The organism is uncultured Chitinibacter sp., from assembly GCF_945957625.1.
Taxonomy (GTDB): Bacteria; Pseudomonadota; Gammaproteobacteria; order Burkholderiales; family Chitinibacteraceae; genus Chitinibacter; species Chitinibacter tainanensis.
Map to the genome: position 1 here is coordinate 192,453 of NZ_CAMFLP010000003.1, position 22,594 is coordinate 215,046.

Consider the following 22,594-nt stretch of genomic DNA (forward strand, 5'->3'; position numbering starts at 1 on the left):
TGATAAGCTCGCTTATATGAGCCTATTAAGCGACCGGATTAAATTAGCCTTGGCTAACAAGCAGATGTCACAGTCCGCACTCGCGAGAGCTGCTGGCGTGTCTACTGTCGCGGTGAATGGTTGGTGTACCGGCGCCAGTAAATCCATTAACGGCAAGTACCTGATGGCGGCCTCAACTGCGTTAGGTGTGAACCCTGAGTGGCTGGCCACTGGTAAGGGCCCTATGACCTTTTCGGGTGAAGAAAGTAAGTCAGAGATGACTTACCCCCGCACCCCATCAGAAGATGAATACGCGCTGATCCCGCAATACAGCGCGCGGGCAGCCTGCGGCAATGGGTATTTGAATGACCACGTCGAAGTCACCGGTGGGCTGGCGTTCAAACGGGAATGGCTAAAGAAATTTGGCCTGAACGAACAAAACGCCTGTGTCATTTACGCACACGGCGAAAGCATGAGCCCCAAGATCGAAGACGGCGATGTGGTGCTGCTGGATACCAGTCCGGCCCAGCCGCGCATGGGCGAGATTTACGCAGTAATGATGGACGATGAGCTGATCATCAAGCGCTACGCCAAGGAGTTTGGCGTGGTGATGCTTCGTGGCGACAATCCAAACAAAGCCGCATACCCGGACATCAGCGTGCCACCTGGGCATGATCTACAGATCGTCGGGCGCGTGGTTTGGCGTGGGGGTGGGATGTGACGACCTTTGGTTGGTGTGCTAATCTACGCGCATGAACGCATATCCTGGAATTTTAATCGTCTTTGACGGTATTGATGGCGCTGGAAAAACCACGCAGATCAACAAAATCGCCGATGCTTTACGCGCTGTCGGTGAAGATGTACTCATTTCTAAAGAACCAACAGATGGTCAGTGGGGGCAAAAACTAAGAGCTTCTGCGCTATCAGGGCGAATGACCGCAGACGAAGAGCTGGAAACATTTATCCTCGATCGGCAAGACCATCTCACAAACAAGATCATCCCTGCGCTTGAAGACGGCAAGATCGTTTTCCTTGATCGCTATTTCTATTCAACAATAGCTTATCAAGGCCTTCGATCCTCTGATTATCGCAGCATCGAAGCGATAATACGGAAAGATACCGTTATACCTGATGCGGCAATATTGGTGGACACTGACCCATATTTGGCGATCTCACGCATTCGCCTGCGAGATGGCAAAGAGAACCATTTTGAGAAGCTGGAAGACCTAATCCAAATTCGAGAAATCTTCTTGTCACTAGCTCAAGATGATGACTTGTTACATGTTATCAATGGCTCTCAAGATATTGATTCAGTTTACAAAGATGTCAAATCATACATTATCGAGGGCGCGCTAAAAGCTAAGAGATGCTTTAAGTCGTATGGCTGCGATGAGCCTTTGTATTGCGGGCCACGTATTACAGGAAACTGCAGCTGGTGGAACATTGTTTCTGCAATCAATAAAGCTTAATCATTAAAGTAAAAACCCGCCTCAGCGGGTTTTTCTTTGCCTACACAAAGCGCACCACTAACCCTTCTTCGCCCGAATACATCACCAGGTACACACGCTTGTCGTAGCCGTTCCTGATGATGACGCCCTGCAGGCCCATGCCTGCGGGCATGATCCACCAAGTACCTTCCTTGTTGTAGATCGCTTGGCAGCAAATCCGTACTGGCGTCACTTCTCCATAACGCCCTGCCCGCACATCTTCGCCCATCACCCATGGGCCTACTGGCCAACGCGATCCTGCGTTCACTGCGCCCCAACGCATTCGCATAGGCCGGCCATCGGCCAACTGAATCTGCAGCCGGGCGCCGGCGCTAAAGGTAATGTCGTCGATCCGAATGCGGCTAATGTTGTCGGTCACTAGGGTTTTCCCGTAGAAGGCGCGCTTATTGTATGCCAGCCATTCACCCAAGATCAGCTAAATTTCGCTCCGCAATGGTTTGCATTAAATGTTCACAGTACAGATGCATGTTTTCATATACCCAGCGATCTTCTTTCATTAAAATTACCGCTCGACTATAGAGAGGTGGTTTATGAAAAAACCGGTTCTCGCACTTGTTGCCATTATCTTTGGCCTGTCGGCTATGTCTTCTGCCATGGCCTGCCCGAAAGGCACACACCCCCACGGTGGGACTGGGTCGCATCACAAAGGCGGCTACTGCTCTTGATGGATGCTTGTTGTGGCCCGCTACGGCGGGCTTTGTTGATTTTCCTCTTGGTGCTTGTCGGCTGCGGTGACTCAAACCGCGATGAATATAGAGATGCGGGCGTACAAACGCTTCCGCCAGCACCAATGACAGGAGTAAGTGCCAATCAAGCCCAACAATTTGGAACCTATCGATGTACAGATGATTGCTCAGGGCATCAGGCTGGCTACGATTGGGCTGAACAACAAGGGATTGATGATGAGAACGATTGCACGGGTAACTCAGAATCATTTATTGATGGGTGCAAGCAATTTATTGAAGAAGCAGGGGCAAGTTTAGAATGAGATTCATTTTTTTTGTGGTATTTGTTCTTATGTCTGCTTTTGCAGGGGCACAGGAAGGATGGATTTTTAGAGAAAAAACAACAGATTACATTTTTAGCACCAAAGAAATTAGCCTAAATAAAAATAAGCTATTTGTCTGGGTCTTAGCCATAAAAAAAGATCTTGGCGCGACCGATCACCCGACTGCGAAATATACAATATCTAAAGAATCCTATGTGTGTGGCTCCGATAGTGTTGTATTACACAGCGCCATTGTGAGTGCCAAGAATGGATTAGTTCTTTCAACATTTCAAAACTATCAAGGGGTAGAGCAACAACTCTACCCTGAGTCGGCAATGGAAAGAGTTTTAAAGGCAGCCTGTAGTGCAAGAAGTAGCCGGGCTTACTTCTCATCCATTCAACAAGCTATTAGCTTTTCTCAGGTCATGTTCTGTTTTGATGAGGCCGGCGGGCAAGGTTACGACACAACTGAAGAAGGTCGTCGTGCGTATGCGGAGTGCGAAAACAGACTGAACGCACAGTAAACGCGGCACATACCCCACCATCAACACAACCGCCTTCGGGCGGTTTTTTTTCGCCCAACAAAAATATTAAGTATTCTTATTAATCATGCTTGACACATATATTAAGCAGTCTTATAGTCACCCCATCAGCACAACACACCGTGCACTGCTCTTTAACAACTCAGCGACACAAAACCACCGGTCTAGCCCGATGCGCGGCAGCGGAAAGCTCAAGGCGAGCGGAACGCGGACGATTCCAGCGGATTAAACGCAGATGACGGTAATGATGAAGCGCCAGCCCCAACAAGGCTGAAACGCTGCGGTGGCAACCCTGATCGGGGGGATGAGAATACCGATTCGACTTGGCTGGAGAGCGTAACGACTCCAGCGTCTAGCCTGAGACACGATTCAGGCGGCCAGCTCCCAAAGCTGGCATCGTGAAGCGTTTTTGCAGAAGAACGTTTCCCGATGCTCCTGCATCCTGCTACATCGACAACACCGGTAGGCCGCTGATCCGAACCGGGGAAGAAATCAGCAAACCGCCTGCTGGCCGGCGTTAAGGCCAGCGCCCATTTCCTGCCGATGAGAACCCATCGCAGAGCCTGCAACCTCAGATTGTCTGGTTGTGTAGATCAACATCGGATAGCTGCAAAACACCGCAGCGACCCATCCGAAGGCCGGGAAGGTGTACCGGTCACCCCGCAGGCTCTGCGCTGGATTTTCCGGCGACTCCATTTATCCCTGTTCCCCGCCCTGGTTCCCGCCGGCGCGGGGATTTTTTTGGAGATCAATCATGCTATGTGCAATCGGAACAGCAACGGCACAGCACTGCGAATACCTCGGCGAAGCTGATGCGGCAGATGACCGCAAGCTGGCGCTCATTGAAGAGTTCATGCAGCGCAGCGACCGCGAAGAAATGGCCATGTCGTGGAACCACAAGACCGAGCAGCTGGCCACCAGCGCCCTCACCTTGCTAGGCCGTGGCATGTATCTGCATGCCGCTGAATCCTTGCGCTTAGCAGTAGAAATCACCGCCCGCGAATGGGCCGAACAGGAGATGACGAAGTGATCGATACATTGAGCCATTTGCTGCAAGCATGGCTGGTTGATAGCGAAGAAACGCTGGAAGAGTACGAAGCCTACTGCATCAGCCATGGCTATCGGTACACCCGCACCTTCCAAAACGGTTTACCCATCTTGGAGCGCCTGCAATGAACCCGATGCGCTACTGGAAAGACCCACGGCCCGAGCAAAACCCCTCGGGCTTTTTTGCGGTCGTTGTGCCGCTTTTCTACTGTCTGGCCGCGATTGCCTTGGTGGCATGGCTGGCCTCATTTGGAGCTAAATCATGAACGCACCGACTCGCGAAGAGTTTCTGGCCCAGCGCCTGAAAGGCATTGGCGGATCAGATATCGGCGCCATCCTTGGCGTGAATAAATGGAAATCCCCCGCTGATGTCTGGCTAGAAAAGACCGGCCGAACGCAACGCAGCGATGAAATGAGCGAGGCCGCTTACTGGGGCATTGAGCTGGAAGCCACGGTGGCCGCTGAGTATCAGCGCCGCACCGGTGAGAAAGTACAGCGCGTTAACTGCCAGATGCAGCACCCGCAATACCCTTGGATGCTGGCCAATATCGATCGTGCTGTGGTGGCCGATGGCAGCCGGGCGCGGCTGGACAAGGAAGGCAAGCTAGTTGGTATCAAAGGCGGCCTGGAATGTAAAACAGCCTCGGCCTACGTGGCCAGCCAGTGGGAAGACGGTAAGGCCCCGCTGGCCTATGTGGCGCAATGCCAGTGGTACATGGCGGTTACCGGCGCGGAATGGTGGGACTTGGCCGTTTTGATCGGTGGCCAGCGCTACATCTGCATTCGCATCATTCGCGATGAAGCCCTGATTCAAACCCTAATCGAAGCAGGCCTGATCTTTTGGAACGAAAACGTGCTGCGGGATGTGCCGCCAGCCGCAATCACGCCAGAAGAAGCGATCGCCCTATTCCCAAGCAACCAGTCTGAAGACATGGCGCTGGCCGGCATGGCCGAAATGGTGGCCCTGTCAGAGCTCAAGCTGCTCCGCGAAAAACAGAAGCAGCTGAACGAGGAAGAAGACCGTCTCAAAGCCCTACTGCAAACCGCTATCGCGGATAAATCAGGCCTCATTGATACCGATGGCGCCACGCTGATTACTTGGAAAAACAGCAAGGCCAGCAGCAAAACCAACTGGAAAGAAGCAATCGCCGAAATTCGGCAAGAGCTTAAAGACGCCGGACTGGATGACGTTTACCAGATCACAGGCGAAATCGTTGATAAACACACCACCGAAACACCAGGCTCGCGCCGTTTCGTCATCAAGGAATAACTGAAATGAGCAACAACCCAAATCAAGCCCTAGCCAACGCCGCTGCAAGTCGTACCCAAGCCGTGCAAAAGTCGGAAGGCAAACCCAAAACACTGGCTGGCCTGCTGACAGACCCGAAAATCAAGCAGCAAATGGCACTGGCCCTGCCCAAGCACCTGAATGCAGACCGTTTGGCGCGGATTGCTCTGACCGAGATTCGCAAAGTGCCAGCCCTTGCCGCCTGCAATCAGGAATCTTTCCTTGGCTCAATCATGCAGTGCGCCCAGCTCGGGCTTGAACCTGGCAATGCGCTGGGCCATGTATATCTGCTGCCCTTTGGTAACGGCAAAGCAAAAGATGGCCTTGCCAACGTGCAGTTGATCATCGGTTACCGCGGCATGATTGATCTGGCCCGCCGCTCTGGTCAGATCATCAGCATCAGCGCGCATACGGTTCACCAAAACGATGAATTCCGCTATCAGCTGGGCTTGGCGCCGGATATCCACCACATCCCCGCCAGTGGCGAGCGCGGCAAAATGACCCACGTATACGCTGTTGCCAAGCTGAAAGATGGCGGTGTGCAGTTTGAAGTCATGAGCAACTATGACGTTGAACAAGTACGCAAAACCAGCAAGGCCAGCGGCAACGGCCCATGGGTTAGCCACTTCGACGAAATGGCCAAAAAGACAGTCATCCGCCGGCTGTTCAAATACCTGCCAGTCAGCATCGAAATGCAAACCGCAGTAGGCCTCGACGAGCAAGGCGAGCGCGGCAGGCAGGACAACGCGGCTGTGCTCACCGGTGAATACTCGGTAGTGGAAGACGATGCACCGGTGATTGATCAGGAAACCGGAGAGATCGCGCCCAGCACAATCGGGAAAGACCTAGCCGAGCACAGTGATTTCTTGAACGAAATGGCCGAGCAAGACATTCCCCAATAAACCGCAAAGCCCAAGCTAATACCTTGGGCTTTTTAGTGCCTGAGGTTTGACGATGTATATCAATGTAGACGTCGATGAAGATGAAGTTCTTGAGGAAATCAGCGACGAAGCACTGAAAAGAGAAGTAATGCGCCGAGTGAAAGACCCGCACCGCAAAACGCCATTTGTTCTTTATGGCGAAAGCTCTCCTATCCCCGTCGAATTAGAGCAAATCGCCCTAAGCATCTCCATCGGCAACCATCCTGCAGCAATTGAGATGACCAAGGAATTCATCTATCAATCTTGCGGCCGAATTGTGAACTAGCCATTAAATCCGCGACCAATTCAGCCTCAACCTGCTAGCCCCTGAATGCCCTCAGATGAGGGCATTTTTTACGGCCAAAGGAAACACAATGAACACCTTCCACCAACCAACGGCGGTATTGATCACCACTGGCCACCACGCTGGCCAGCACGGTGTTTACAGCCAGCGCCGCGGCGATCAGGCATGGGTGCGGCTCAGCAATACGCATGGGGTGCATGTGCCAATCGCGCACCTTGCCCCCGGCATCCCCGCCGATCTGAAAGCGTTCGAGCAAATCGGCGCTTGGGAAGCTCGCAAGCCCAAGCCAGCTAAACGGGAGATAGCCGCGGCATGAAAGGCTGCCTGACCAGAAACCTATCCACCATGCACCGACGCCAGCGCAGGCTGTCGTTTCTCATGGGCAAAAGACAACACGCAGGGATCAGCAACCATGATCGATATGCACGTATTAACGGGCCGGCAGGTGAAGACGCCGCGCGGCCGAGTATTCAACAAGCTGGGAAGCCCGATTCAGCCCGAGAAGCGGATTAGCCGTGAGGAAGTTTTTGAGCGAGTCCAGCACGAATTCAATATCAACGACCTGTGCGACATCGCCGAGTGGTCATACGACACGGGCCTGAAAGCTGCCCGCGCATGGCTGGCAGAAGGCCGAGTTAAGCGCACTAGCAAAATCAACCAGCTGGCCACCTTCCGCAAATTGCCTGGCTGGCAAAAACCCGAGCGCAAATCAGGGCTAGAGCCGCTGCAAGCACTGCTGGCCGAGCGCACAACGGTGCAACTCTCCAACGTGATGGCCATCACCGATAGCTACAACAAAGCCCGGACGATGATCGATAAGGCGGTGAAGGAAGGCTGGATCAGGGATTCAGGCCGCAGAACCGTGCGCAACGCAGTGATTTATGAGGTGGTGAAATGAGCGAAAACAGCAAAGCTATTCAACTAGCAGAAGACCTTGAACAAAATCGCGCCGAGAGTCTTGACCGCTATGAAATTGCCGCCGAGCTTCGCCGCTTGGTTGGCGAGCTGAACGCGCAGCGGGCGATTGTGCAGGGGCTGGAATCTGGCAAGCCTGCGCAAGTGCCGGATGGGTGGCAGCTTGTGCCTGTTGAGCCGGATTCCTACATGCGCAGTGCGCTAGCATCACCGGAAGCAACAGAGCTTGAATGGTGGGCAAAAATTTTGGCTGTTGCGCCAGCAGCCCCGCAGCCACCTGTTGATCTAGCTAGCGAGGTGATTCGCCTTGAAAAAGAAAATAAGCAACTAAGGGATGAATCGGCCAAGTATTTTGGCTGGTTCAATGACGCAGCTCAGAAAAGACATCAAGTCGCCGCCCCGCAGCCACCAGCGCAAGTGCCGGATGGGCTGTACATCGAAATGGCTAATCGCCTTGATAAAACACTAGGTAGTTTCGCTGACTCTATGCCGGCTCAAGCATATCGTGAAATTGAAAGTGTTCGCGCCATACTCGCCACCGCCCCGCAGCCACCGGCGCAGGAGCCGGTGAAACAAGCAAAAGCGCCGACGTGGTACAGCCGTGATGAGATTGTGCGGTCACTTGAACGGATGAATTATCACCCCACGGCTTCCAATGAGCTGGCCGATTGGTTTCTCCGGCATATTCAACTCGCCTTTAATCGAGGGTTTTATCAAGCGCACGGGCCGGCATCTGTAACGCAACTGGAAGAACTGGAGCTATGGCACTTACTAGAATGCGCGACCGGCGCACTCACTCGAAAAGCCGCGCCTCATTCTTGGGAGCGCACCGCATGGACTGCCGGGCATGACTTCATTGTTAATCGACGCAAAAAGCTAGCAACTGCTTCCGCCCCGCAGCCGGCCAGCGAGCCGAAATACTGCGGCAAAGCGATACCGCTTCGCTACGGCAGCTCATACTGCGGCAATAACCGTGGAGCTACGCCAGACCAGTGCGACGAATGCGCAGCCCTGCGCAAAGGGGGCGAGTGATGCGAATAACCATCATGAGCGAGCAAAAGAAAAAGCCTGCAATTGGCGATGTTCGCACCACAAAGAAGCATGGTTATCAAATCCGTGTGGTGGTCACGTCTAGAGGGATGTGGTGCAAAAGCGGATCGCGCTACCTTTATGAGTGGCGTAGCCCTGAGTCACTTGTTGGCACGCAGTGGGAATACTTGACCAAAAAATGCGAACACCAGCTGGCGGCCAAGCAAGCCGGCAAGGGAGGCGAGCAATGCTGATAACACTGAATGATGGGGTGGCCGTAAACGCCAGTGACGTACTGGAAGTTGCAGCTGATTACTGCAACAACCGAATTAAGGTGACGACAACAACCCGCACTCATTACGTCGTGCCGGACTATAAAAAATCCCTTTCAGATAAGTTCGACCAAATCACCCAACAAGTAAACGCTGCGATTGCCGGCAAGGGGAAGTCATGACCTGCAAACATTGCATCGATCCAAATGGCGACCCCTGCTTCCCCAGTTATGGGCCAGCACCACACAAGTGCTTCTACATGATCAAGGGGAGAACAATCGGCCATTCCGAAACGCTGCCTAAATCTGAATGGCCGGATAACTTTGAGGAAGATCCTGACTGCCCAGGTATGGGCACGTACTGGTGCCCTCATTGTGGCCACGGAAAACCAAAGCCAAGCAATATCAAAATCACGCTTGGGCAAAGATGGGTCGAAGTGAGCAAAGGCGGCGCAACATGATCGGCATCACCTGCAAGTGCGGCCACACCGGCCCGCACGAAAGCTTTACACAAACGCTCACCGGCGAGCTGCCGCGCGGGCAGTTTCAATGCCCAGCCTGCGGCGATGCGTGGCGAGTCGTCAATGACCGCCCCGCCCACATGACCGCCCGCGGTTTCTTCATGCCTGCCACGCTGAAAGTCATTGGCGCGCAGGCGCAGATTTGAGGATTGAGAAATGAGCGAAATTACCGTTTTGACCAGAACCGAAGTTGAAGTGAAATACCTGATCGTAGAAGCGGAAGTGCGCTACTGGGAAGATGCCGAAGTCAATGGTGTCGAAGATGAAGATGGCGCATTGATTCCTTGCCGTAATGGCGACTCGTGGAATCCCACAATCAGGCTCGACGATGGCCAGATCATTGATTGGCCAAGTGGCACTACAGCAGAAATCCACTACAAAGTCTGCGATGCTGGACAGTATTTCTTGGCAAAGGATGATCGCAAGAAGTTTCTGCAGTGGAAAGGCGATTATGTGCCTAACGATTTACTTTGCATTGGTGACAATGGCTACGGCGACTACATCATTCTGAGTGTGGGCGAAGATGGCAAGATCAAGGGCTGGACTGAGCCAAAGCTGGAAGCAAACCAGTGGGAGGCAGCATGAGCGAACAGCACACACCAACGCCGTGGCGACTAGGCACAAACAACTGCGTGGTTTCTGATACACCAGTTCACGAAATGTCAGGAAGCGAAGCGGTTGAATATTACGGAGGCCATCTAATTGCTGAGTCAGTTGTTGGTCGCAACGCCCGCCGTATTGTGGCTGCGGTCAATGCTGTGGAAGGCATAAAAACCGAGGATTTAGAGCAATTTGTTTTTGCACTGGATACTGTAAAGCAACAGCGCGACCAGCTGCTGTCAACGCTGAAACGGATTGCGGCCGAAAAGCCGTACCTTATGCACGACGATAACCAGCGTGAATTTCTTTGCTATGGCGTGGAGTTCAACCCATGCAAAGAAGCCCGAGAAGCAGTCGAATCGGTGGAGGGCAAGGGATGACCGCCCTACTCCTGCTACTGGGGCTAGCTGCGGCACTGCTCGCAGTAGTCGCCCTGCTCGAAATCCGGCTGCTCAAGCAAAGAGTGACCGAGCTAGAGCGGCGGCCAGTGCCGGCATATCGACCCAGCGGGTTTACAGATTAAGCAATACCCAACCCAATAACCCATGCCCCGCAAGCCGGGGCTTTTTTACGGACTGAGAAAATGGGATACACCTTCACAATTGGCGAGCTCGAAGTAATTAAGAGTGAGGGCGATGGGCTTGACTGCCCATGCATTAGCTTTGGCGCAAAAGGCATAAGCCTTAAAGGCTCACCTGCATTTGGTGAACCCACAGACAGCACCAACGAACGTTGGCCAAGCTATTGCGCTTGGAGTGATTTTTTGAAGGATGTCGAGCTGTATGATGTTTTTTATAGCGATAACCACCTCATTGGCGGGCATCCAGGCATTCGGTTGGTTACAAAGGATTTGCAAAAAATCGTTAGTCAACGGCTAATCGACTTCAAAACTAAACATCCAGAATTAAAGCCAATATTTGATGAAGAAAACAAACATGCAGGTTCACTGTGCAGGCTAATTTGGCTTGATTATTGGATCGAATGGGCGCTAATAAATTGTGAGACTCCCGTAATTGCAAATACCTAAACTAGCCCGCCTTCCGCGGGCTTTTTAGCGCCCAATCAAACCGAGAGGACATTCAATGCAACATGGAACACGATACGTACTGATCGGAAAATACTGCGAGCTCACCGGCGATACAGAAAAGGCGGTTTGGGCGCGAGTATCATCTGGTTATTGGCTCCGCGGGCGGGAAGTTTTGCAGCCCAGCGGGATTAAAACACTTGTCGATCTGGAGGCATACGAAAGATGGGTCGAAGCGGAAGCGGCGTTAAGCCGGCCAGCGAAAGCAGTATCCAAATCAGTTTCAGCTTTAACGGCGTCGAATGCCGGGAGCGTATCCCGCTCAAGCCCACCCCCGCTAATCTAGAAGCGGCGCGGCGGCATCGCGACGCGATTCTATACGCGATCAAAAACGGGACATTCGATTACTCAGTCACGTTCCCGAATTCAAAAATGGCCGCACGATTTGCGGCACGACCAGGCAGCACAGAACACCTTCAAGCCTATCTGCAACGCTGGCTTGAACGGCAAAAACCCCTGATCAAGAACTCGACCTATATCGGGTATCGCAAGATCATCCTCAATACGATCACCCCACAGTTCGGCACATTGAAGCTGCAGGATTTGTCGCGCTCAATGCTTCGCGACTGGTGTGACGGCATGTCGAACGTCAGCAATAAGCGGATTGCCAACGTGCTGAGCCCTCTGCGCGCAGCGCTTCAAGACGCGGTGTATGACGAGCTGATTGATTCAAACCCGCTGTATGGCTGGAATTACCGGCGCAAAGAAGCGCCCAAATCCAATGATGACGTTGACCCGTTCACAACGACCGAGCAGGCAGATATTTTGGCCGCGCTCCAAGGCACTGCGCGCAACCAAATCCAATTCGCTTTCTGGACCGGCCTGCGCACATCCGAGCTGGTGGCCTTGGAATGGGGCGATATCGACTGGCGCCGAGGCATGGCGCGCATTAGCCGGGCAATCACTCAAGGCAGTGAAGAGCCCGAGGTCACCAAGACCAAGGCCGGCACACGCGATCTGAAACTGCTGGCCCCTGCCCTGGCTGCGCTGAATGATCAGAAGCAATACAGCTACCTGCATCCATCCGGCCGAGTTTTCCTCGATCCACGGAAAAACCAGCCATGGGAAGGCGATGCAGCTATTAGGAAATCACTGTGGACGCCAGCGCTACGGCGCGCGAAGGTGCGTTACCGCCGGCCATATCAAACGAGGCACACGTATGCTTCGATGATGCTATCAGCGGGCGAACATCCAATGTGGGTGGCGCAGCAAATGGGCCACTCCGACTGGACGATGATTGCTCGCGTTTATGGAAAATGGATTCCAGATGCGAATCCCGATGCCGGCGGCAAAGCGGTCGCGTTATTCAACACGGCTGGCAATCAAAACGTGGCCTAATCGGCACTCAATCGCAACCTGATAAATAATTTTATTATGAATCATACACATACGAAGATAGGACGCGGGTTCAACTCCCCCCACCTCCACCAATTGCTCGTTCCACGAAGTACGTGGAAGTCCTAAAACCCGCATAAAGCCTAGCTTTTGCGGGTTTTTTATTTCCCAGAACATCCCATACCGTCTGACCAGATACCATTGTTTTAGGGATACGTTTAGGGGTACATTTGGTAGGTACCCTACTCAATTGCGAGGCCGTACCCTTATGGCGCGCCAAACGAAACCCCTAAGTCCAACAGAGTGCTCTAGTGCTAAGGCCAGAGAGAAAGACTACCGCCTGTATGATGGCGGCGGATTATTCCTCTTAGTCAAAAGTAACGGTTCCAAGATTTGGCGCTTTAAGTACACCAAACCCAATGGGGTCGAAACCCTGATGTCGTTCGGTGAGTTTCCCGCAGTCACGCTGGCAATCGCTCGTGGCTTACGTGAAGAGGCTAAGTCGTTGCTCGCCAGAAGCCTCGACCCGATAGAAGAGCGCAATCGCAAAAAAGCAGCGACTCATTTTGTAAACTCCTCCAGCTTCGAAGTAATTGCTCGTGAATGGTTTGATCGGGCGATGGCAAACAAGTCCAAAAGCCACAGGGATCGAACCATGAATCGCCTTGAGAGTGATATTTTTCCGTGGCTGGGAAAACGCGATATTTCTACTATCGAAGCACCAGAGCTACTAACGTGCTTACGGCGCATTGAAGAGCGCGGAGCTATTGAAACGGCACATCGGGTACGTTGGTCATGTGGAAAAGTCTTTGCGTACGCAATAGCGACAGGACGTGCAAAGCACAATCCTGCAGACATACTCGCCAAAGCGGATGTATTGCAAGCCCCCACTTCAACCCCCTTCCCGACAATCACTGATCCAGTAAAGATTGGTGCATTAATGCGTGCGATTGATAGCTTGGAAGCAAGCCTAACAGTGAAGTGTGCCACTCAATTAGCACCCCTTGTCTTTACACGCATTGGGGAATTAAGGAAGGCTGAATGGTCTGAGATTGATTTCGAGCGCAAGCAATGGCGCATCCCCGCAGCGAAAATGAAAAGTAGAGCACCGCACATTGTCCCATTGTCGAGACAAGCCCTTGAGATACTGAGAACGATTCACCCACTCAGTGGGCACAAACAGTATGTTTTTGAAGGCGGGCGCACTAACGGTCGGCCAATGAGCGAGGCAGCGATCAACGTCGCTTTACGCAGGTTGGGTTACAGCCAGGAAGAATTTACCGGTCATAGCTTCCGAAAAATAGCCTCAACCCAACTAAACGAATCGCACCTTTGGCATCGTGATGCGATTGAACGCCAATTGGCACATGGAGAAAAAGACACAGTAGCTGCGACGTATAATCATGCTCAACACTTGCCCGAGCGTACAGAAATGATGCAGTGGTGGGCTGACTATCTGGACAAATTAAAGGCTGGCGGTGATATTCTGCAGTTTCCGAGCAGGGCTGCATAATCCAAAAGATAATAATGGTATCGATTATCATTCCATATATTACGTAAAATTTATGACCTGCACTGAAACAGCGAAACACTATGGGTCGCTAACAACAGCCAATATGAGGTCTCGGTTTTTTCTTAACGTAAACCAGGAATTTAAGATTTAAGTTGCCAATCAATTTGACGTCGGGCACTGGCAATAACATCAAGGTATGTCAGCACTCTAACATTCGGCTCCAAATTATATTGTGGGAAATCGGCTGAACGGTGGCCACCAATGACCAAAACCTCGATAGCTTTACTAACAACCTTTAACAGATCATGTCTGTAGCCAGTCGCCTGCTGATAATCATCATGATTCAGAGGGTGACTAGGGCGCTTAAATTCAATTAACAGAGACGCGCCATCGAGATTCTCGTTTAACAGAAGGTCTGGCCGATTTGCGGCATGCTTCCCTTGAAATTTCTTGTCAAGAAAGTCAGCAGACTGGCGTTTCAAGGTAGTGTTTGAACTGAACAGACTATACTGAGAGCCAAAAATCCATAAGTTTTTTTCGATTGCTTTATGCATTTGAACTTCCAATGTCTTGTGATCTAACGCCAGGGCTTCTAAATTATCGAGAAAAGCAATTCGTGCTTTCGCTTGCTCGACAAGATGCGCCATGTCGGCAAGGCCAAAATCAGCAAGCGCTTCAGCCACAGCGACAACATCACTACGATCAGTCCCTGCAAGATGCTTTAGTACGACACCATAATCAGCGTTCTCTATCGCTTCTAATAGCACAAAGATGTAAGGCTCGACCTTATCGGGCGACTCTCCATAAAATCGGTCTAGCACTTTGGTAATTGCACGCTCTGCAAATTCGCGGCGAAACTGCGGCAAAGCTGACAAGCGTTCTTTTACAGTCTTTTGCAAACGAGCTTGAGCCAGTTGAATATCGCGGCGATAACGCACTTCAAAAGCCTGAATCAATACCGGCTGAGCCGTTTCGATGACCTGTGCCAGCAACTCACTATTTTCAATGATGCCGTCCCAACCAGCAGTCACATGTTCACGTAAACCGTCTGCGTCAATCTCACCATATAGTTTTTTCAGTAGTTTCTGAGGGAAATCATCCCGTTCATCTAAACCAAGAAATGATGGTTTACCAATCACTTTTCCATCGACACGAATCACAATGCCAGGTTGCCTTGACACTGATTTGTTTTCCGCAATTGAAAAACGAAGTTTGACGTCACCGACTCCTCGAACTGTAGTCACGCTTTCCTGATAACTACCATCTACATCATCCACACCAAGGGCTTTATTATCAACATAGATAGTAATACTGGATTCTCGACCATATTCGTGGAGTAATACTTGGCGAAACTTCTTGGGGTCAGGAAAAGCAAACCCAGCATGCAACCTTGTCAACACAATGCGTGTACCATGCAACTCGGGTGAACAAGCTTGAGTCGTGATATTTATTGGCAAATTCTCGATATCTTCAACTGAAGCCAAGTCAGCCAAACGCAGGTCAAAACTGCTAGTCACTCCACGCGCACTGGTCTCAAGGCGCATCTCTGCAGCAGCCATTAAACCAGCAAATTTACCAATTCCCTTGCGTCCTTTCACTCGTCGATTTTTGCCAGTTGTTCGTTCACCTCGAACAAGGCGACGATCAGCGGCAATCGCAAGATAATGCCGACGAACTTCTTCCTCGGTCATGCCAGTACCGTCATCAATAATCTCAATCGGATCATCAGTCATCGGTTCAGGCAAAGAAATGCGAATTACTCCTGCATCGGCATCCCAGCCATTATCGACCAGTTCTTTTAGCGCTTTTTCTGAGGATGCATACTCTTGGCTTAGCAAATGTGCCAACCGAGAACCAACCTGAAACTGAGCCTTCTTCGTCACCATTACTTAGACCCTCTCTTAAGCCCATATCTCAAACAATTAGGGTGGAGATGTTATGTGCGTATCCACTCGGCAATTGCTTGGGTATTACTGTATTTATCCCATGTAGCTAGCCAAATATCCTTCTGCATTATTGTGACTTCGTCTTCTCTGGCAGCCTCATCTTCGGCTGCATCAAGCCCTACGCCAAAAATAGCCCCTCCATGATTGCTCATGAGGTAGCGATTGTGCATAACGTCTTGCGTCCAAACATGCATGCAAACCCTAATGCTTCGGGGCAATCTTTCTGGCAAGTATCGGCTCCCCCGTCTACGAAGTTCATCAGTAGCAACACTATCATTTCTAAAAATCTCGACTACTGTATTTGGCCTTAGTCGTTCGATGAATTCAAAGAATGGGGCTCGGAATCGCTCATGCAAAAAATCAAAATATGGGTCAATAAGTTTTATGCGTGTAGCAGAGCGGAGTAGCAAATTACAAGCATCTGCCATTTCATTTGCTTCTCGTCTAATACGTAGCTGTCGTGAGGGAGTGAAGCATGCATGTTCACCATCTATATCCGACACTTTGACCACCAAAGGAAGATCTTCAACTTCCTGTGTGAGTAAGTAATCAAACGGAAGTCGTGCATGCTCGGCCAAGGCCTGAGTCACCCATGGGGTGTTACCATTTCCACCAGGGCGGGAAAATGGCATCAGCAAATCTGTAGGCATATTTTTTAATCGCTCGACAAATCTGGCGTACTCTACTGTCCCTGCGTGCCGCGCCTGTGCAGCTTCATAAACCATTTTTTTCCATTTGCTTGGATACTGCGATATCACCCTACCTTCACTAATTCCAAACTTTTCAGTCACGTAGCAAAAATCCCGGTAACTATCTACGATTGCAGCAGGCTCAACAGCAAACTCCTTGATCATCAGAATAGCTCCTCACCACGCTCTTCAAAAAAGCCTTTCGGCCAGGGCGTGTCAAAATCACCTGATTCATTAATGATGAGGTTGTGAACCCTAACGACCCCATCGTTCTTACCCAAATAAATGATTCCAACATCTTGCGGACGTATCTCTGGCAGATTTGAATCTTGCTGACTCTCAGCAAACTCACGAATGCGACGCAAGATGCGCAAAATTAAGTGCTCGCTATGGGTTTCAATCAAGAAATTCAGACCATTTTTCATGGCACCATCAATCAGTAAATCACCGATGCCAACTTGTACAGAAGGATGAACGTGCAATTCTGGCTGCTCGATACAAACAATACTGGCATGCATATCATTGGCTGCGACCACCACGGGTAAAATTTGTGAAATACCAACCCCGACATCTTGCGGTTGGTGCTTGAGCTCGTGATTATCGACCAAATATAGTCGCTTCCGAATTGGGCCAACCGCATGTGGCAAGCCATTAACGAGTTGCATCTCCTGTATTTCAACACGCTCAAGCCCATAGCCTGTTGCAAGCTTTTGTTGGCTTCTCATCCAGTCACTGCATTCTTCAACAAACGTCGACGATCCAGCCAGCAAGCTTTCCCAAGCAGCCATACCATCTGACCAAGCATTGTCATTTTTGGTTAGTGATACATCAAATCCGCGCGGAGGAATGCGCCGTAATGGGCCGATATATCGCATCTGCTGCAATTGTTCACGCAGCAGCATGGCTGGACCAATCGTCAACCATGACAAGAAGGCAGTAAATTCGCGGGCAATATAAATACCACTTGCCCCTTTAACATCCGGAGTCGGGATGTACAGCATTTGACCCAACTTTGGCAGTGCACCTCGGAATTCTGAATCTTTAAGCCAAGACCTCAAACCTGCACCAGGCCGCTGGATACCGTAGTCCTCCATAACTGAGGTGAGGTCATGCCAGATGCTTGCCAACTTAGTGCCGTCCTCAGCGGTGGTGGTAGCATCCTCTGTGGGCAGTTCGAATCCAAGCAGGTCTGCCAGCATGTCCATATTAACTGGCTCGGTTTCCACCATAAAAATTGGATTCTGCGAATTAATATTCATTTGCGCATCACGACCATCATTAGTGGCAATAATTCTCATGCACCACTGGCCATTTGCACTGATTGTGTACTCACTCACAAAAGCTGTTTCGCGAAGTTCGCTCCACCCGATCACAAAACGGACCGCAACATCCATGACTCGATTTCGAACCTGCTGGAGCTGATCGTAAAAAGCCCACACATCGCTTTCATTGGTTTGTCCATCTTCAAAAGCTTCTGGCACTAACTCTGGGATAGGCTCTTCGCCCAATACCATAGCAATTTCAATCTCGATATTTTTACTACGATCACGATCATGAACTAGGTTTAGAAAACCACCGAGATCAACTGCATCGCCTCCCTGCAATGTTCGATCAGCATTTGCATTATTGCGTTCCAAAATTTCACGCACATATTGCAAGGCGTGTAATATGCTGCTTTTGCCTGCACTATTAGCACCAAACAATAATGTAATTGGCTTCAGATCAATTTTTATCTCTTCAGCAAAACCTTTGAAGTTTCGCAACGATACCGACCTAATTAGAGAGAACATCAACCCACCCACTTTTCTTTTCTTAATCTTCATGGAATTGGCAAAAAATACCAATCAATATCATGCCGCAATTAAAATCCTTATCTCAGCATCATTACAAGCATAATCTACCAATGCAGGATTTTGTTTGTATGCTTCGAGCAGCTGCGCCTGATACTCCAATGAAGGCAACGCAACTTTCCTAAGCTCCAAATAGTTCTTAACTTTTTTTGAACACTCCATCGTCATAGCTCCAATCCAGTCTGGATCAGAGCTAATTTCTTTAACAATCCTCTCATTAATCTTCAACCAATCAGATTGAAATTCGTTAAGATCACTCAATGCAGCCCCAAAATATCCAACCCTATATTGCACAAATACTCTCACTAAGGCCAGATTGATCAGCCGATCCTGCAGCAGATCCAGCAATTCGTGGCGATCGACAATAACTTCTTTGAACTTACTTGCAACATTCTCAAGAACAAGTCTCGTAAAACAATACTGCTCATTAACATCTTTAATCAGAGATTTCAAGCATGTAACTTCACCCTCTTCCGCAAACTGCCTTACTGTTTTAAGTAACGCCCCAAACCTCGACAGATCACGAAACTCCTCTCTCTGCCTAGAATCAATTGCCAACTCTAGCAATTGATCAATCTTCATGGTTTGATAATTTAATATATCATTAATTTTATTTAGCTTATTGCAAACCACTACAAATCCAACAGCAGAAACAGCCAAGTTCAATCCTGAAAGTGCTAAATTTGCGATCTGTAAATTCTTAACTAAGTTGATCCCACTTTGTAAACCATCTATTCCTTCAGACATTTTACTGATTTGATTTTGAAGGGATTCCAATGCCGATCTAGCTGCATCAGGATCATTAGGAAATCTCAAATGTGCAAAAATTTGTCCCGCACCTTTATGACCAGCGGTAATGCGTATAACTCCTCCTTCAATTCTTAACCTTCCAGACGAAAGCCCTTCTAAAACTTCCGGGTTCATTCCAACTACACGCTGTAAGATTCCAGGATCTACTGACATAGTTGTTTTAACTCCATACAAAAACGATCAATTTGAAATTTAATTTGTGTTTGTCGAATATATGCAACTGTGGTAACCACAGGTATAGTGACTCGATAGGCCGGACCACTTAAACCATATGCGCCCCATACAACGCCAAGCGCCAAACCGATTGGATTAAGCATGGCAGGAGCCCTAACCACTCCAAATGCTGTCGTTGCTGTAATTGTGCTAGCAGTAAACACTGTAGGCGTTACTGAGGCGGCCATTATGCGTGAAAGTTGGTAAGGGCCTAAAAATTTCACAACTGTATCCAATATAACTTTTGTATTTGTTACCCCACTCAAACTTTTCCCTATTTCATCGCTCACATTGCAGCCACTTTGCCTCAACATTTCCTTTATTTCGGTCGAAGTTTTACCCTTTAATGCAGCCCCCAGCATCAGCTCAAGAATTGCAAATTCGATTTTGCTAACGCAATCATCTTTATAGAACTTTGCTCCAATTTTCTTCGCCACATCCACAACCATTTCCGGGTATGAAATCAATTCACTACCGAAAAATGTTGCAACACTATTACTACCAAACCGCCGGATTTCGCGCTCTAAAATATCCACGATAGGGGCAAGTCTCTTAAAGTGCTGAGCTGTATAAATTTGATTCTTTACTTTGTCGTCAAGTGAAGCTCGCCCTTTCCCAGAGTCAGTGATCAAATCAGCAATCTTAGCTAACTCTTCCTCTGATGCATTGCGTAACACTTCATACAGCGGGGCATTTTGATTTATCAATGGGGCATTTTTGTTCATTGATTTACTCCTTAGGGCTGAATTTCAACCATTTCACGCATTTCTACATCACAGCTCCGCCATGGATTCATATAGCGATACCCCATTCGGTTTGCTGTTGGCTCACTTGTTAGAGTCGCATTCCAGAGGGCGCAAGTAGGCAATTCATATCCGGGGTCTAGCAAACAGATAAAATCATCACTATAGCCAATCGCCAAGGTCCAATGATTGAGTCCTTCTTCCTTTCTACTCCGCACGTCTACAATTGTGGGAAAACCATTATCGATTGATTGACGTATTTCGGAGCAAATTTGCTTGCCAGCACCTTTGAAACAGGTTGATTTGACACCGTTATATGCTTTGATTATTTTTTGCAAATCAACTGAAGTGGTACCATTCAAAACTAAGGGATCTAACTCTTTTATTGACTTCCAGAATTTTCCGATCTGAGTTCGATAATCTGGATTCGCCCATGAACCAAGATTTGCTCTTTGCGTCTTGTCCAAAATAAGAATAGCCATTGCGAGACAATAAGGTCCGCAAGCACCATCCATATCGCCTTGACGTAAATGCACGTGCTCATCTAATGCATTGCATAAAACACCTTCATGATTCAGGTGCAGGCCATCAATCAGTTTGATATTCACATCAATTGTCCTGTAGAAACTAACCACTATTAACTTGGTATTTAGCGACAACATGCCCGAACCCTACCCATAAGTTTGGGGCTACAGTCGGCTCTAGGCGACATTTCTCACGCTGTTTTTGCTTGCTCCAAACGCCAAGCGGCTGCCGCCAGCTCGTCGCGGCTAAAAAGCTGGCGATGGGGCTCGGCTTGCATTATGTGCTCCAGCGTCAAATCGGCGCGCCCCTTTTTGAGGATGGATTTCAAACCATCCTGCAACTCGCCGGATTTGATTAGCTTTTTGGCCATGCCCACAGCGCCCAAGTCGTTCAGCATGGTTTCAAAGCGCTGCGGGTTATAGCCCAGCTCGCGGGCATCGATAATGGCTTGGCGTAAAGCTGCGGAAAATTGTTGTTCAATACTCATTTTGATCTCGTTTGCTGGGTATTAATTAAAACGCCTTTAGCATCAAGCCTGCTGAGCAAATACCCCAGGTGTTGCAGTGGCGACGGCAACTGGCGGCACTTCGATCAAGGCGCAGAACACATGCTAGCCGGTTGCGTGGCCCAGCAGGGTAAGACGGTTATGCCGAATTGCATTCATAAACGTCGTTACGCCCGCGTGGAGAGGCGTACCTGCATTGGCAAACCCGGGGCTGCACGGGGTGACTTTGGGTGCAGGAAATGGCAGTTCGGTGATGGTGTACAGCACATAACCATCTTTACTGCCGGGGTGGCTAGATGCCTGATATTTTTGCACCTGTTCGATTGCGCTACCTTTTCCATTCAGGGCCAGTCGCTTTTGGATTTCGCCCTTCTGCCCGGCGTAATTGGTTTTCAGCTCGACAATGGTGTCGATGCTTAACAGCTGCTGGCCCACGCTGCTGCGCTCGTACAGCACCAAGTCCATGCGGCGACGATCTGTAGGTACTTTCACATGGCCGAGCACACCCAGCTTGTTTGAATCAGGGTTCCAGCGCGCCATCACCTGTTCGATCCGTCCGGCGGTTTTGTCTTCAAATCCGCCCTCCTGCAAGGCGGCCTCCAGAGACGTCCACTGGCCAAAATCAGTAATTATCTGATCGCATAAATCTTGCCCCTGTACACTGCTAATAATTATTGTTGCTTCTTCAAAAATTAAGCTTCATTGCCAGCTCACCCGCGCGTTGCTGGGCGGCGGCGATGCGGGTTTTTAGTTCAGACAGCCACAGGGCGTAATCGGCAGATAGATCGGGGCGGAGCATAGACATCCTTTATGGGTATTGTCTTGTAGGCATTTATTAACAAGGGCTACAGAGCAATGCCCGTCATTATCAATTACCGTCGGGCGAAATCGCCGCAGGCATTACGCCGTGGGCGGTGGTGCTTCGTGCGGTGTTTTGCCGCTACGCGGCGAATACCCCCTATAAAACCAATTCGCCGCCTGCGGTCACGCATAAATAATCAATTAGGGCATTGGGAAACCGCAGAATTTACATTTTCCTGTGGGTTTTGCCGGAAGATGGGCCGTGTTCTTACCTTCAACACAAGGATTATTAGCACATCGATTTACCCCCCTCCGAATTTCGTCTATTAGTTCTTGATAACCACGCCTCACAAGCTCTTCGCAAGCCTCAAGATATTCCGGACCTTCTCTATGTAGATTATTAACGGCCCCTCTTCTCATTGCCTCAGCCTGCCTTATTCTGGCTATTAGCTCATTTGTAGTTACACTAGTAATATCTTCAGGCATTTTTTATCCTTCGACCAAAAATTAAACATATGTACTTCATTTTCAACAAAAAAACACTTGCGCACTAATAGACCATGCAAACCAAGCAAAGCACTATTTTTTCACAACATTATAAGGCCACCACTTCTTCTATATCAGACGCAATCTTCGCCCGAGACTAAGTTGCTTAAACCAATAGATTT

Annotated in this window: 32 protein-coding genes; 22 read left to right on the top strand and 10 right to left on the bottom strand. The window is 49.7% G+C overall.

What is annotated here, in order from left to right; all coding sequences use genetic code 11:
- The first annotated feature begins 16 nt into the window (after positions 1–16).
- Positions 17–700 (top strand): XRE family transcriptional regulator, encoded by a 684-nt coding sequence (locus tag QV747_RS06340; protein ID WP_273430609.1) that lies wholly within the window; start codon positions 17–19, stop codon positions 698–700.
- A 31-nt stretch (positions 701–731) separates the two neighbouring features.
- Positions 732–1,448, top strand: coding sequence for a dTMP kinase (tmk, locus tag QV747_RS06345; RefSeq protein WP_288791480.1), 717 nt, complete (start codon positions 732–734; stop codon positions 1,446–1,448).
- Between the two features lie 40 nt (positions 1,449–1,488).
- Here tmk and QV747_RS06350 read toward each other — a convergent pair whose 3' ends face one another.
- Positions 1,489–1,845, bottom strand: coding sequence for a hypothetical protein (locus QV747_RS06350; protein WP_273430518.1), 357 nt, complete (start codon positions 1,843–1,845; stop codon positions 1,489–1,491).
- A gap of 342 nt (positions 1,846–2,187) precedes the next feature.
- On the opposite strand from QV747_RS06350, the gene QV747_RS06355 reads away from it, so the two are divergent.
- The 20 genes from QV747_RS06355 to QV747_RS06450 all read left to right on the top strand — a co-directional run bounded on the left by QV747_RS06355 (position 2,188) and on the right by QV747_RS06450 (position 13,844).
- Positions 2,188–2,475, top strand: a complete 288-nt coding sequence (locus tag QV747_RS06355; protein WP_273430520.1) for a hypothetical protein — start codon at positions 2,188–2,190, stop codon at positions 2,473–2,475.
- A 29-nt stretch (positions 2,476–2,504) separates the two neighbouring features.
- Complete coding sequence (locus tag QV747_RS06360; protein WP_273430522.1) at positions 2,505–2,999, top strand: hypothetical protein; 495 nt, start codon at positions 2,505–2,507, stop codon at positions 2,997–2,999.
- A gap of 772 nt (positions 3,000–3,771) precedes the next feature.
- The gene (locus QV747_RS06365) at positions 3,772–4,047 is read left to right on the top strand and encodes a hypothetical protein (RefSeq protein WP_273430524.1); all 276 of its coding nucleotides are present in this window, start codon (positions 3,772–3,774) and stop codon (positions 4,045–4,047) included.
- On the top strand, positions 4,044–4,193 hold the full coding sequence (locus QV747_RS06370; RefSeq protein WP_273430526.1) for a hypothetical protein: 150 nt from the start codon (positions 4,044–4,046) through the stop codon (positions 4,191–4,193). The genes QV747_RS06365 and QV747_RS06370 overlap by 4 nt, the downstream gene beginning before the upstream one ends.
- Positions 4,190–4,330, top strand: coding sequence for a hypothetical protein (locus QV747_RS06375; protein WP_273430528.1), 141 nt, complete (start codon positions 4,190–4,192; stop codon positions 4,328–4,330). Before QV747_RS06370 ends, QV747_RS06375 begins: the two co-directional genes overlap by 4 nt.
- Positions 4,327–5,334, top strand: a complete 1,008-nt coding sequence (locus tag QV747_RS06380; protein WP_273430530.1) for a YqaJ viral recombinase family protein — start codon at positions 4,327–4,329, stop codon at positions 5,332–5,334. The genes QV747_RS06375 and QV747_RS06380 overlap by 4 nt, the downstream gene beginning before the upstream one ends.
- Positions 5,335–5,339: 5 nt before the next feature.
- Positions 5,340–6,254 (top strand): recombination protein RecT, encoded by a 915-nt coding sequence (recT, locus tag QV747_RS06385; protein ID WP_273430532.1) that lies wholly within the window; start codon positions 5,340–5,342, stop codon positions 6,252–6,254.
- A 52-nt stretch (positions 6,255–6,306) separates the two neighbouring features.
- Entirely contained in the window at positions 6,307–6,558 is a 252-nt protein-coding gene (locus tag QV747_RS06390) for a hypothetical protein (RefSeq protein ID WP_273430534.1), read from the top strand.
- Between the two features lie 88 nt (positions 6,559–6,646).
- Complete coding sequence (locus tag QV747_RS06395; protein ID WP_273430536.1) at positions 6,647–6,892, top strand: hypothetical protein; 246 nt, start codon at positions 6,647–6,649, stop codon at positions 6,890–6,892.
- Between the two features lie 96 nt (positions 6,893–6,988).
- The gene (locus QV747_RS06400; protein WP_273430537.1) at positions 6,989–7,474 is read left to right on the top strand and encodes a hypothetical protein; all 486 of its coding nucleotides are present in this window, start codon (positions 6,989–6,991) and stop codon (positions 7,472–7,474) included.
- On the top strand, positions 7,471–8,523 hold the full coding sequence (locus QV747_RS06405; RefSeq protein ID WP_273430539.1) for a hypothetical protein: 1,053 nt from the start codon (positions 7,471–7,473) through the stop codon (positions 8,521–8,523). Before QV747_RS06400 ends, QV747_RS06405 begins: the two co-directional genes overlap by 4 nt.
- On the top strand, positions 8,523–8,774 hold the full coding sequence (locus tag QV747_RS06410) for a hypothetical protein (protein ID WP_273430541.1): 252 nt from the start codon (positions 8,523–8,525) through the stop codon (positions 8,772–8,774). Before QV747_RS06405 ends, QV747_RS06410 begins: the two co-directional genes overlap by 1 nt.
- Positions 8,768–8,974 (top strand): hypothetical protein, encoded by a 207-nt coding sequence (locus QV747_RS06415; protein ID WP_273430543.1) that lies wholly within the window; start codon positions 8,768–8,770, stop codon positions 8,972–8,974. Before QV747_RS06410 ends, QV747_RS06415 begins: the two co-directional genes overlap by 7 nt.
- A 274-nt stretch (positions 8,975–9,248) precedes the next feature.
- A complete protein-coding gene (locus QV747_RS06420; RefSeq protein WP_273430545.1) occupies positions 9,249–9,458 on the top strand; it encodes a hypothetical protein in 210 nt (69 codons plus the stop codon).
- A 10-nt stretch (positions 9,459–9,468) separates the two neighbouring features.
- A complete protein-coding gene (locus tag QV747_RS06425) occupies positions 9,469–9,897 on the top strand; it encodes a hypothetical protein (protein ID WP_273430546.1) in 429 nt (142 codons plus the stop codon).
- The gene (locus tag QV747_RS06430; RefSeq protein ID WP_273430548.1) at positions 9,894–10,292 is read left to right on the top strand and encodes a hypothetical protein; all 399 of its coding nucleotides are present in this window, start codon (positions 9,894–9,896) and stop codon (positions 10,290–10,292) included. The genes QV747_RS06425 and QV747_RS06430 overlap by 4 nt, the downstream gene beginning before the upstream one ends.
- Positions 10,289–10,435 carry a hypothetical protein gene (locus tag QV747_RS06435; RefSeq protein ID WP_273430550.1) on the top strand — a complete coding sequence of 49 codons (147 nt, stop codon included), beginning with the start codon at positions 10,289–10,291 and terminating at the stop codon, positions 10,433–10,435. The genes QV747_RS06430 and QV747_RS06435 overlap by 4 nt, the downstream gene beginning before the upstream one ends.
- Before the next feature lie 60 nt (positions 10,436–10,495).
- The gene (locus QV747_RS06440; RefSeq protein WP_273430552.1) at positions 10,496–10,939 is read left to right on the top strand and encodes a hypothetical protein; all 444 of its coding nucleotides are present in this window, start codon (positions 10,496–10,498) and stop codon (positions 10,937–10,939) included.
- A gap of 222 nt (positions 10,940–11,161) precedes the next feature.
- Entirely contained in the window at positions 11,162–12,334 is a 1,173-nt protein-coding gene (locus QV747_RS06445; RefSeq protein WP_273430554.1) for a site-specific integrase, read from the top strand.
- A 265-nt stretch (positions 12,335–12,599) separates the two neighbouring features.
- Positions 12,600–13,844: a tyrosine-type recombinase/integrase gene (locus tag QV747_RS06450; RefSeq protein ID WP_273430556.1), complete on the top strand. Its 1,245-nt coding sequence runs from the start codon at positions 12,600–12,602 to the stop codon at positions 13,842–13,844.
- A gap of 140 nt (positions 13,845–13,984) precedes the next feature.
- Here QV747_RS06450 and QV747_RS06455 read toward each other — a convergent pair whose 3' ends face one another.
- The 9 genes from QV747_RS06455 to QV747_RS06495 all read right to left on the bottom strand — a co-directional run bounded on the left by QV747_RS06455 (position 13,985) and on the right by QV747_RS06495 (position 22,412).
- On the bottom strand, positions 13,985–15,730 hold the full coding sequence (locus tag QV747_RS06455; protein WP_273430558.1) for an ATP-binding protein: 1,746 nt from the start codon (positions 15,728–15,730) through the stop codon (positions 13,985–13,987).
- 50 nt (positions 15,731–15,780) lie between these two features.
- Complete coding sequence (locus tag QV747_RS06460) at positions 15,781–16,644, bottom strand: hypothetical protein (RefSeq protein ID WP_273430560.1); 864 nt, start codon at positions 16,642–16,644, stop codon at positions 15,781–15,783.
- Complete coding sequence (locus tag QV747_RS06465) at positions 16,644–18,302, bottom strand: AAA family ATPase (protein WP_273430562.1); 1,659 nt, start codon at positions 18,300–18,302, stop codon at positions 16,644–16,646. Before QV747_RS06465 ends, QV747_RS06460 begins: the two co-directional genes overlap by 1 nt.
- Before the next feature lie 27 nt (positions 18,303–18,329).
- A complete protein-coding gene (locus tag QV747_RS06470; RefSeq protein ID WP_273430564.1) occupies positions 18,330–19,292 on the bottom strand; it encodes a hypothetical protein in 963 nt (320 codons plus the stop codon).
- Complete coding sequence (locus QV747_RS06475) at positions 19,283–20,077, bottom strand: hypothetical protein (RefSeq protein WP_273430566.1); 795 nt, start codon at positions 20,075–20,077, stop codon at positions 19,283–19,285. The genes QV747_RS06470 and QV747_RS06475 overlap by 10 nt, the downstream gene beginning before the upstream one ends.
- Before the next feature lie 11 nt (positions 20,078–20,088).
- Positions 20,089–20,703: a hypothetical protein gene (locus QV747_RS06480; protein WP_273430568.1), complete on the bottom strand. Its 615-nt coding sequence runs from the start codon at positions 20,701–20,703 to the stop codon at positions 20,089–20,091.
- 107 nt (positions 20,704–20,810) lie between these two features.
- A complete protein-coding gene (locus QV747_RS06485) occupies positions 20,811–21,107 on the bottom strand; it encodes a hypothetical protein (RefSeq protein ID WP_273430570.1) in 297 nt (98 codons plus the stop codon).
- A 123-nt stretch (positions 21,108–21,230) separates the two neighbouring features.
- The gene (locus QV747_RS06490; protein WP_273430571.1) at positions 21,231–21,716 is read right to left on the bottom strand and encodes a hypothetical protein; all 486 of its coding nucleotides are present in this window, start codon (positions 21,714–21,716) and stop codon (positions 21,231–21,233) included.
- Positions 21,717–22,127: 411 nt separating this feature from the next.
- Complete coding sequence (locus tag QV747_RS06495; protein ID WP_273430573.1) at positions 22,128–22,412, bottom strand: hypothetical protein; 285 nt, start codon at positions 22,410–22,412, stop codon at positions 22,128–22,130.
- Positions 22,413–22,594: the final 182 nt, after the last annotated feature.

What these genes read in the sequence shown, in the direction of transcription:
- QV747_RS06455 (WP_273430558.1), bottom strand. Translation starts at nt 15,730, where the DNA reads ATGGTGACGAAGAAGGCTCAGTTTCAGGTTGGTTCTCGGTTGGCACAT.
- QV747_RS06375 (WP_273430528.1), top strand. Translation starts at nt 4,190, where the DNA reads ATGAACCCGATGCGCTACTGGAAAGACCCACGGCCCGAGCAAAACCCC.
- QV747_RS06445 (WP_273430554.1), top strand. Translation starts at nt 11,162, where the DNA reads ATGGGTCGAAGCGGAAGCGGCGTTAAGCCGGCCAGCGAAAGCAGTATC.
- QV747_RS06395 (WP_273430536.1), top strand. Translation starts at nt 6,647, where the DNA reads ATGAACACCTTCCACCAACCAACGGCGGTATTGATCACCACTGGCCAC.
- recT (WP_273430532.1), top strand. Translation starts at nt 5,340, where the DNA reads ATGAGCAACAACCCAAATCAAGCCCTAGCCAACGCCGCTGCAAGTCGT.
- QV747_RS06465 (WP_273430562.1), bottom strand. Translation starts at nt 18,302, where the DNA reads ATGAAGATTAAGAAAAGAAAAGTGGGTGGGTTGATGTTCTCTCTAATT.
- QV747_RS06430 (WP_273430548.1), top strand. Translation starts at nt 9,894, where the DNA reads ATGAGCGAACAGCACACACCAACGCCGTGGCGACTAGGCACAAACAAC.
- QV747_RS06360 (WP_273430522.1), top strand. Translation starts at nt 2,505, where the DNA reads ATGTCTGCTTTTGCAGGGGCACAGGAAGGATGGATTTTTAGAGAAAAA.
- QV747_RS06460 (WP_273430560.1), bottom strand. Translation starts at nt 16,644, where the DNA reads ATGATCAAGGAGTTTGCTGTTGAGCCTGCTGCAATCGTAGATAGTTAC.
- QV747_RS06485 (WP_273430570.1), bottom strand. Translation starts at nt 21,107, where the DNA reads ATGAGTATTGAACAACAATTTTCCGCAGCTTTACGCCAAGCCATTATC.
- QV747_RS06420 (WP_273430545.1), top strand. Translation starts at nt 9,249, where the DNA reads ATGATCGGCATCACCTGCAAGTGCGGCCACACCGGCCCGCACGAAAGC.
- QV747_RS06390 (WP_273430534.1), top strand. Translation starts at nt 6,307, where the DNA reads ATGTATATCAATGTAGACGTCGATGAAGATGAAGTTCTTGAGGAAATC.
- QV747_RS06450 (WP_273430556.1), top strand. Translation starts at nt 12,600, where the DNA reads ATGGCGCGCCAAACGAAACCCCTAAGTCCAACAGAGTGCTCTAGTGCT.
- QV747_RS06365 (WP_273430524.1), top strand. Translation starts at nt 3,772, where the DNA reads ATGCTATGTGCAATCGGAACAGCAACGGCACAGCACTGCGAATACCTC.
- QV747_RS06495 (WP_273430573.1), bottom strand. Translation starts at nt 22,412, where the DNA reads ATGCCTGAAGATATTACTAGTGTAACTACAAATGAGCTAATAGCCAGA.
- QV747_RS06400 (WP_273430537.1), top strand. Translation starts at nt 6,989, where the DNA reads ATGATCGATATGCACGTATTAACGGGCCGGCAGGTGAAGACGCCGCGC.
- QV747_RS06440 (WP_273430552.1), top strand. Translation starts at nt 10,496, where the DNA reads ATGGGATACACCTTCACAATTGGCGAGCTCGAAGTAATTAAGAGTGAG.
- QV747_RS06405 (WP_273430539.1), top strand. Translation starts at nt 7,471, where the DNA reads ATGAGCGAAAACAGCAAAGCTATTCAACTAGCAGAAGACCTTGAACAA.
- QV747_RS06410 (WP_273430541.1), top strand. Translation starts at nt 8,523, where the DNA reads ATGCGAATAACCATCATGAGCGAGCAAAAGAAAAAGCCTGCAATTGGC.
- QV747_RS06380 (WP_273430530.1), top strand. Translation starts at nt 4,327, where the DNA reads ATGAACGCACCGACTCGCGAAGAGTTTCTGGCCCAGCGCCTGAAAGGC.
- QV747_RS06425 (WP_273430546.1), top strand. Translation starts at nt 9,469, where the DNA reads ATGAGCGAAATTACCGTTTTGACCAGAACCGAAGTTGAAGTGAAATAC.
- QV747_RS06475 (WP_273430566.1), bottom strand. Translation starts at nt 20,077, where the DNA reads ATGAACAAAAATGCCCCATTGATAAATCAAAATGCCCCGCTGTATGAA.
- tmk (WP_288791480.1), top strand. Translation starts at nt 732, where the DNA reads ATGAACGCATATCCTGGAATTTTAATCGTCTTTGACGGTATTGATGGC.
- QV747_RS06415 (WP_273430543.1), top strand. Translation starts at nt 8,768, where the DNA reads ATGCTGATAACACTGAATGATGGGGTGGCCGTAAACGCCAGTGACGTA.
- QV747_RS06340 (WP_273430609.1), top strand. Translation starts at nt 17, where the DNA reads ATGAGCCTATTAAGCGACCGGATTAAATTAGCCTTGGCTAACAAGCAG.
- QV747_RS06470 (WP_273430564.1), bottom strand. Translation starts at nt 19,292, where the DNA reads ATGTCAGTAGATCCTGGAATCTTACAGCGTGTAGTTGGAATGAACCCG.
- QV747_RS06435 (WP_273430550.1), top strand. Translation starts at nt 10,289, where the DNA reads ATGACCGCCCTACTCCTGCTACTGGGGCTAGCTGCGGCACTGCTCGCA.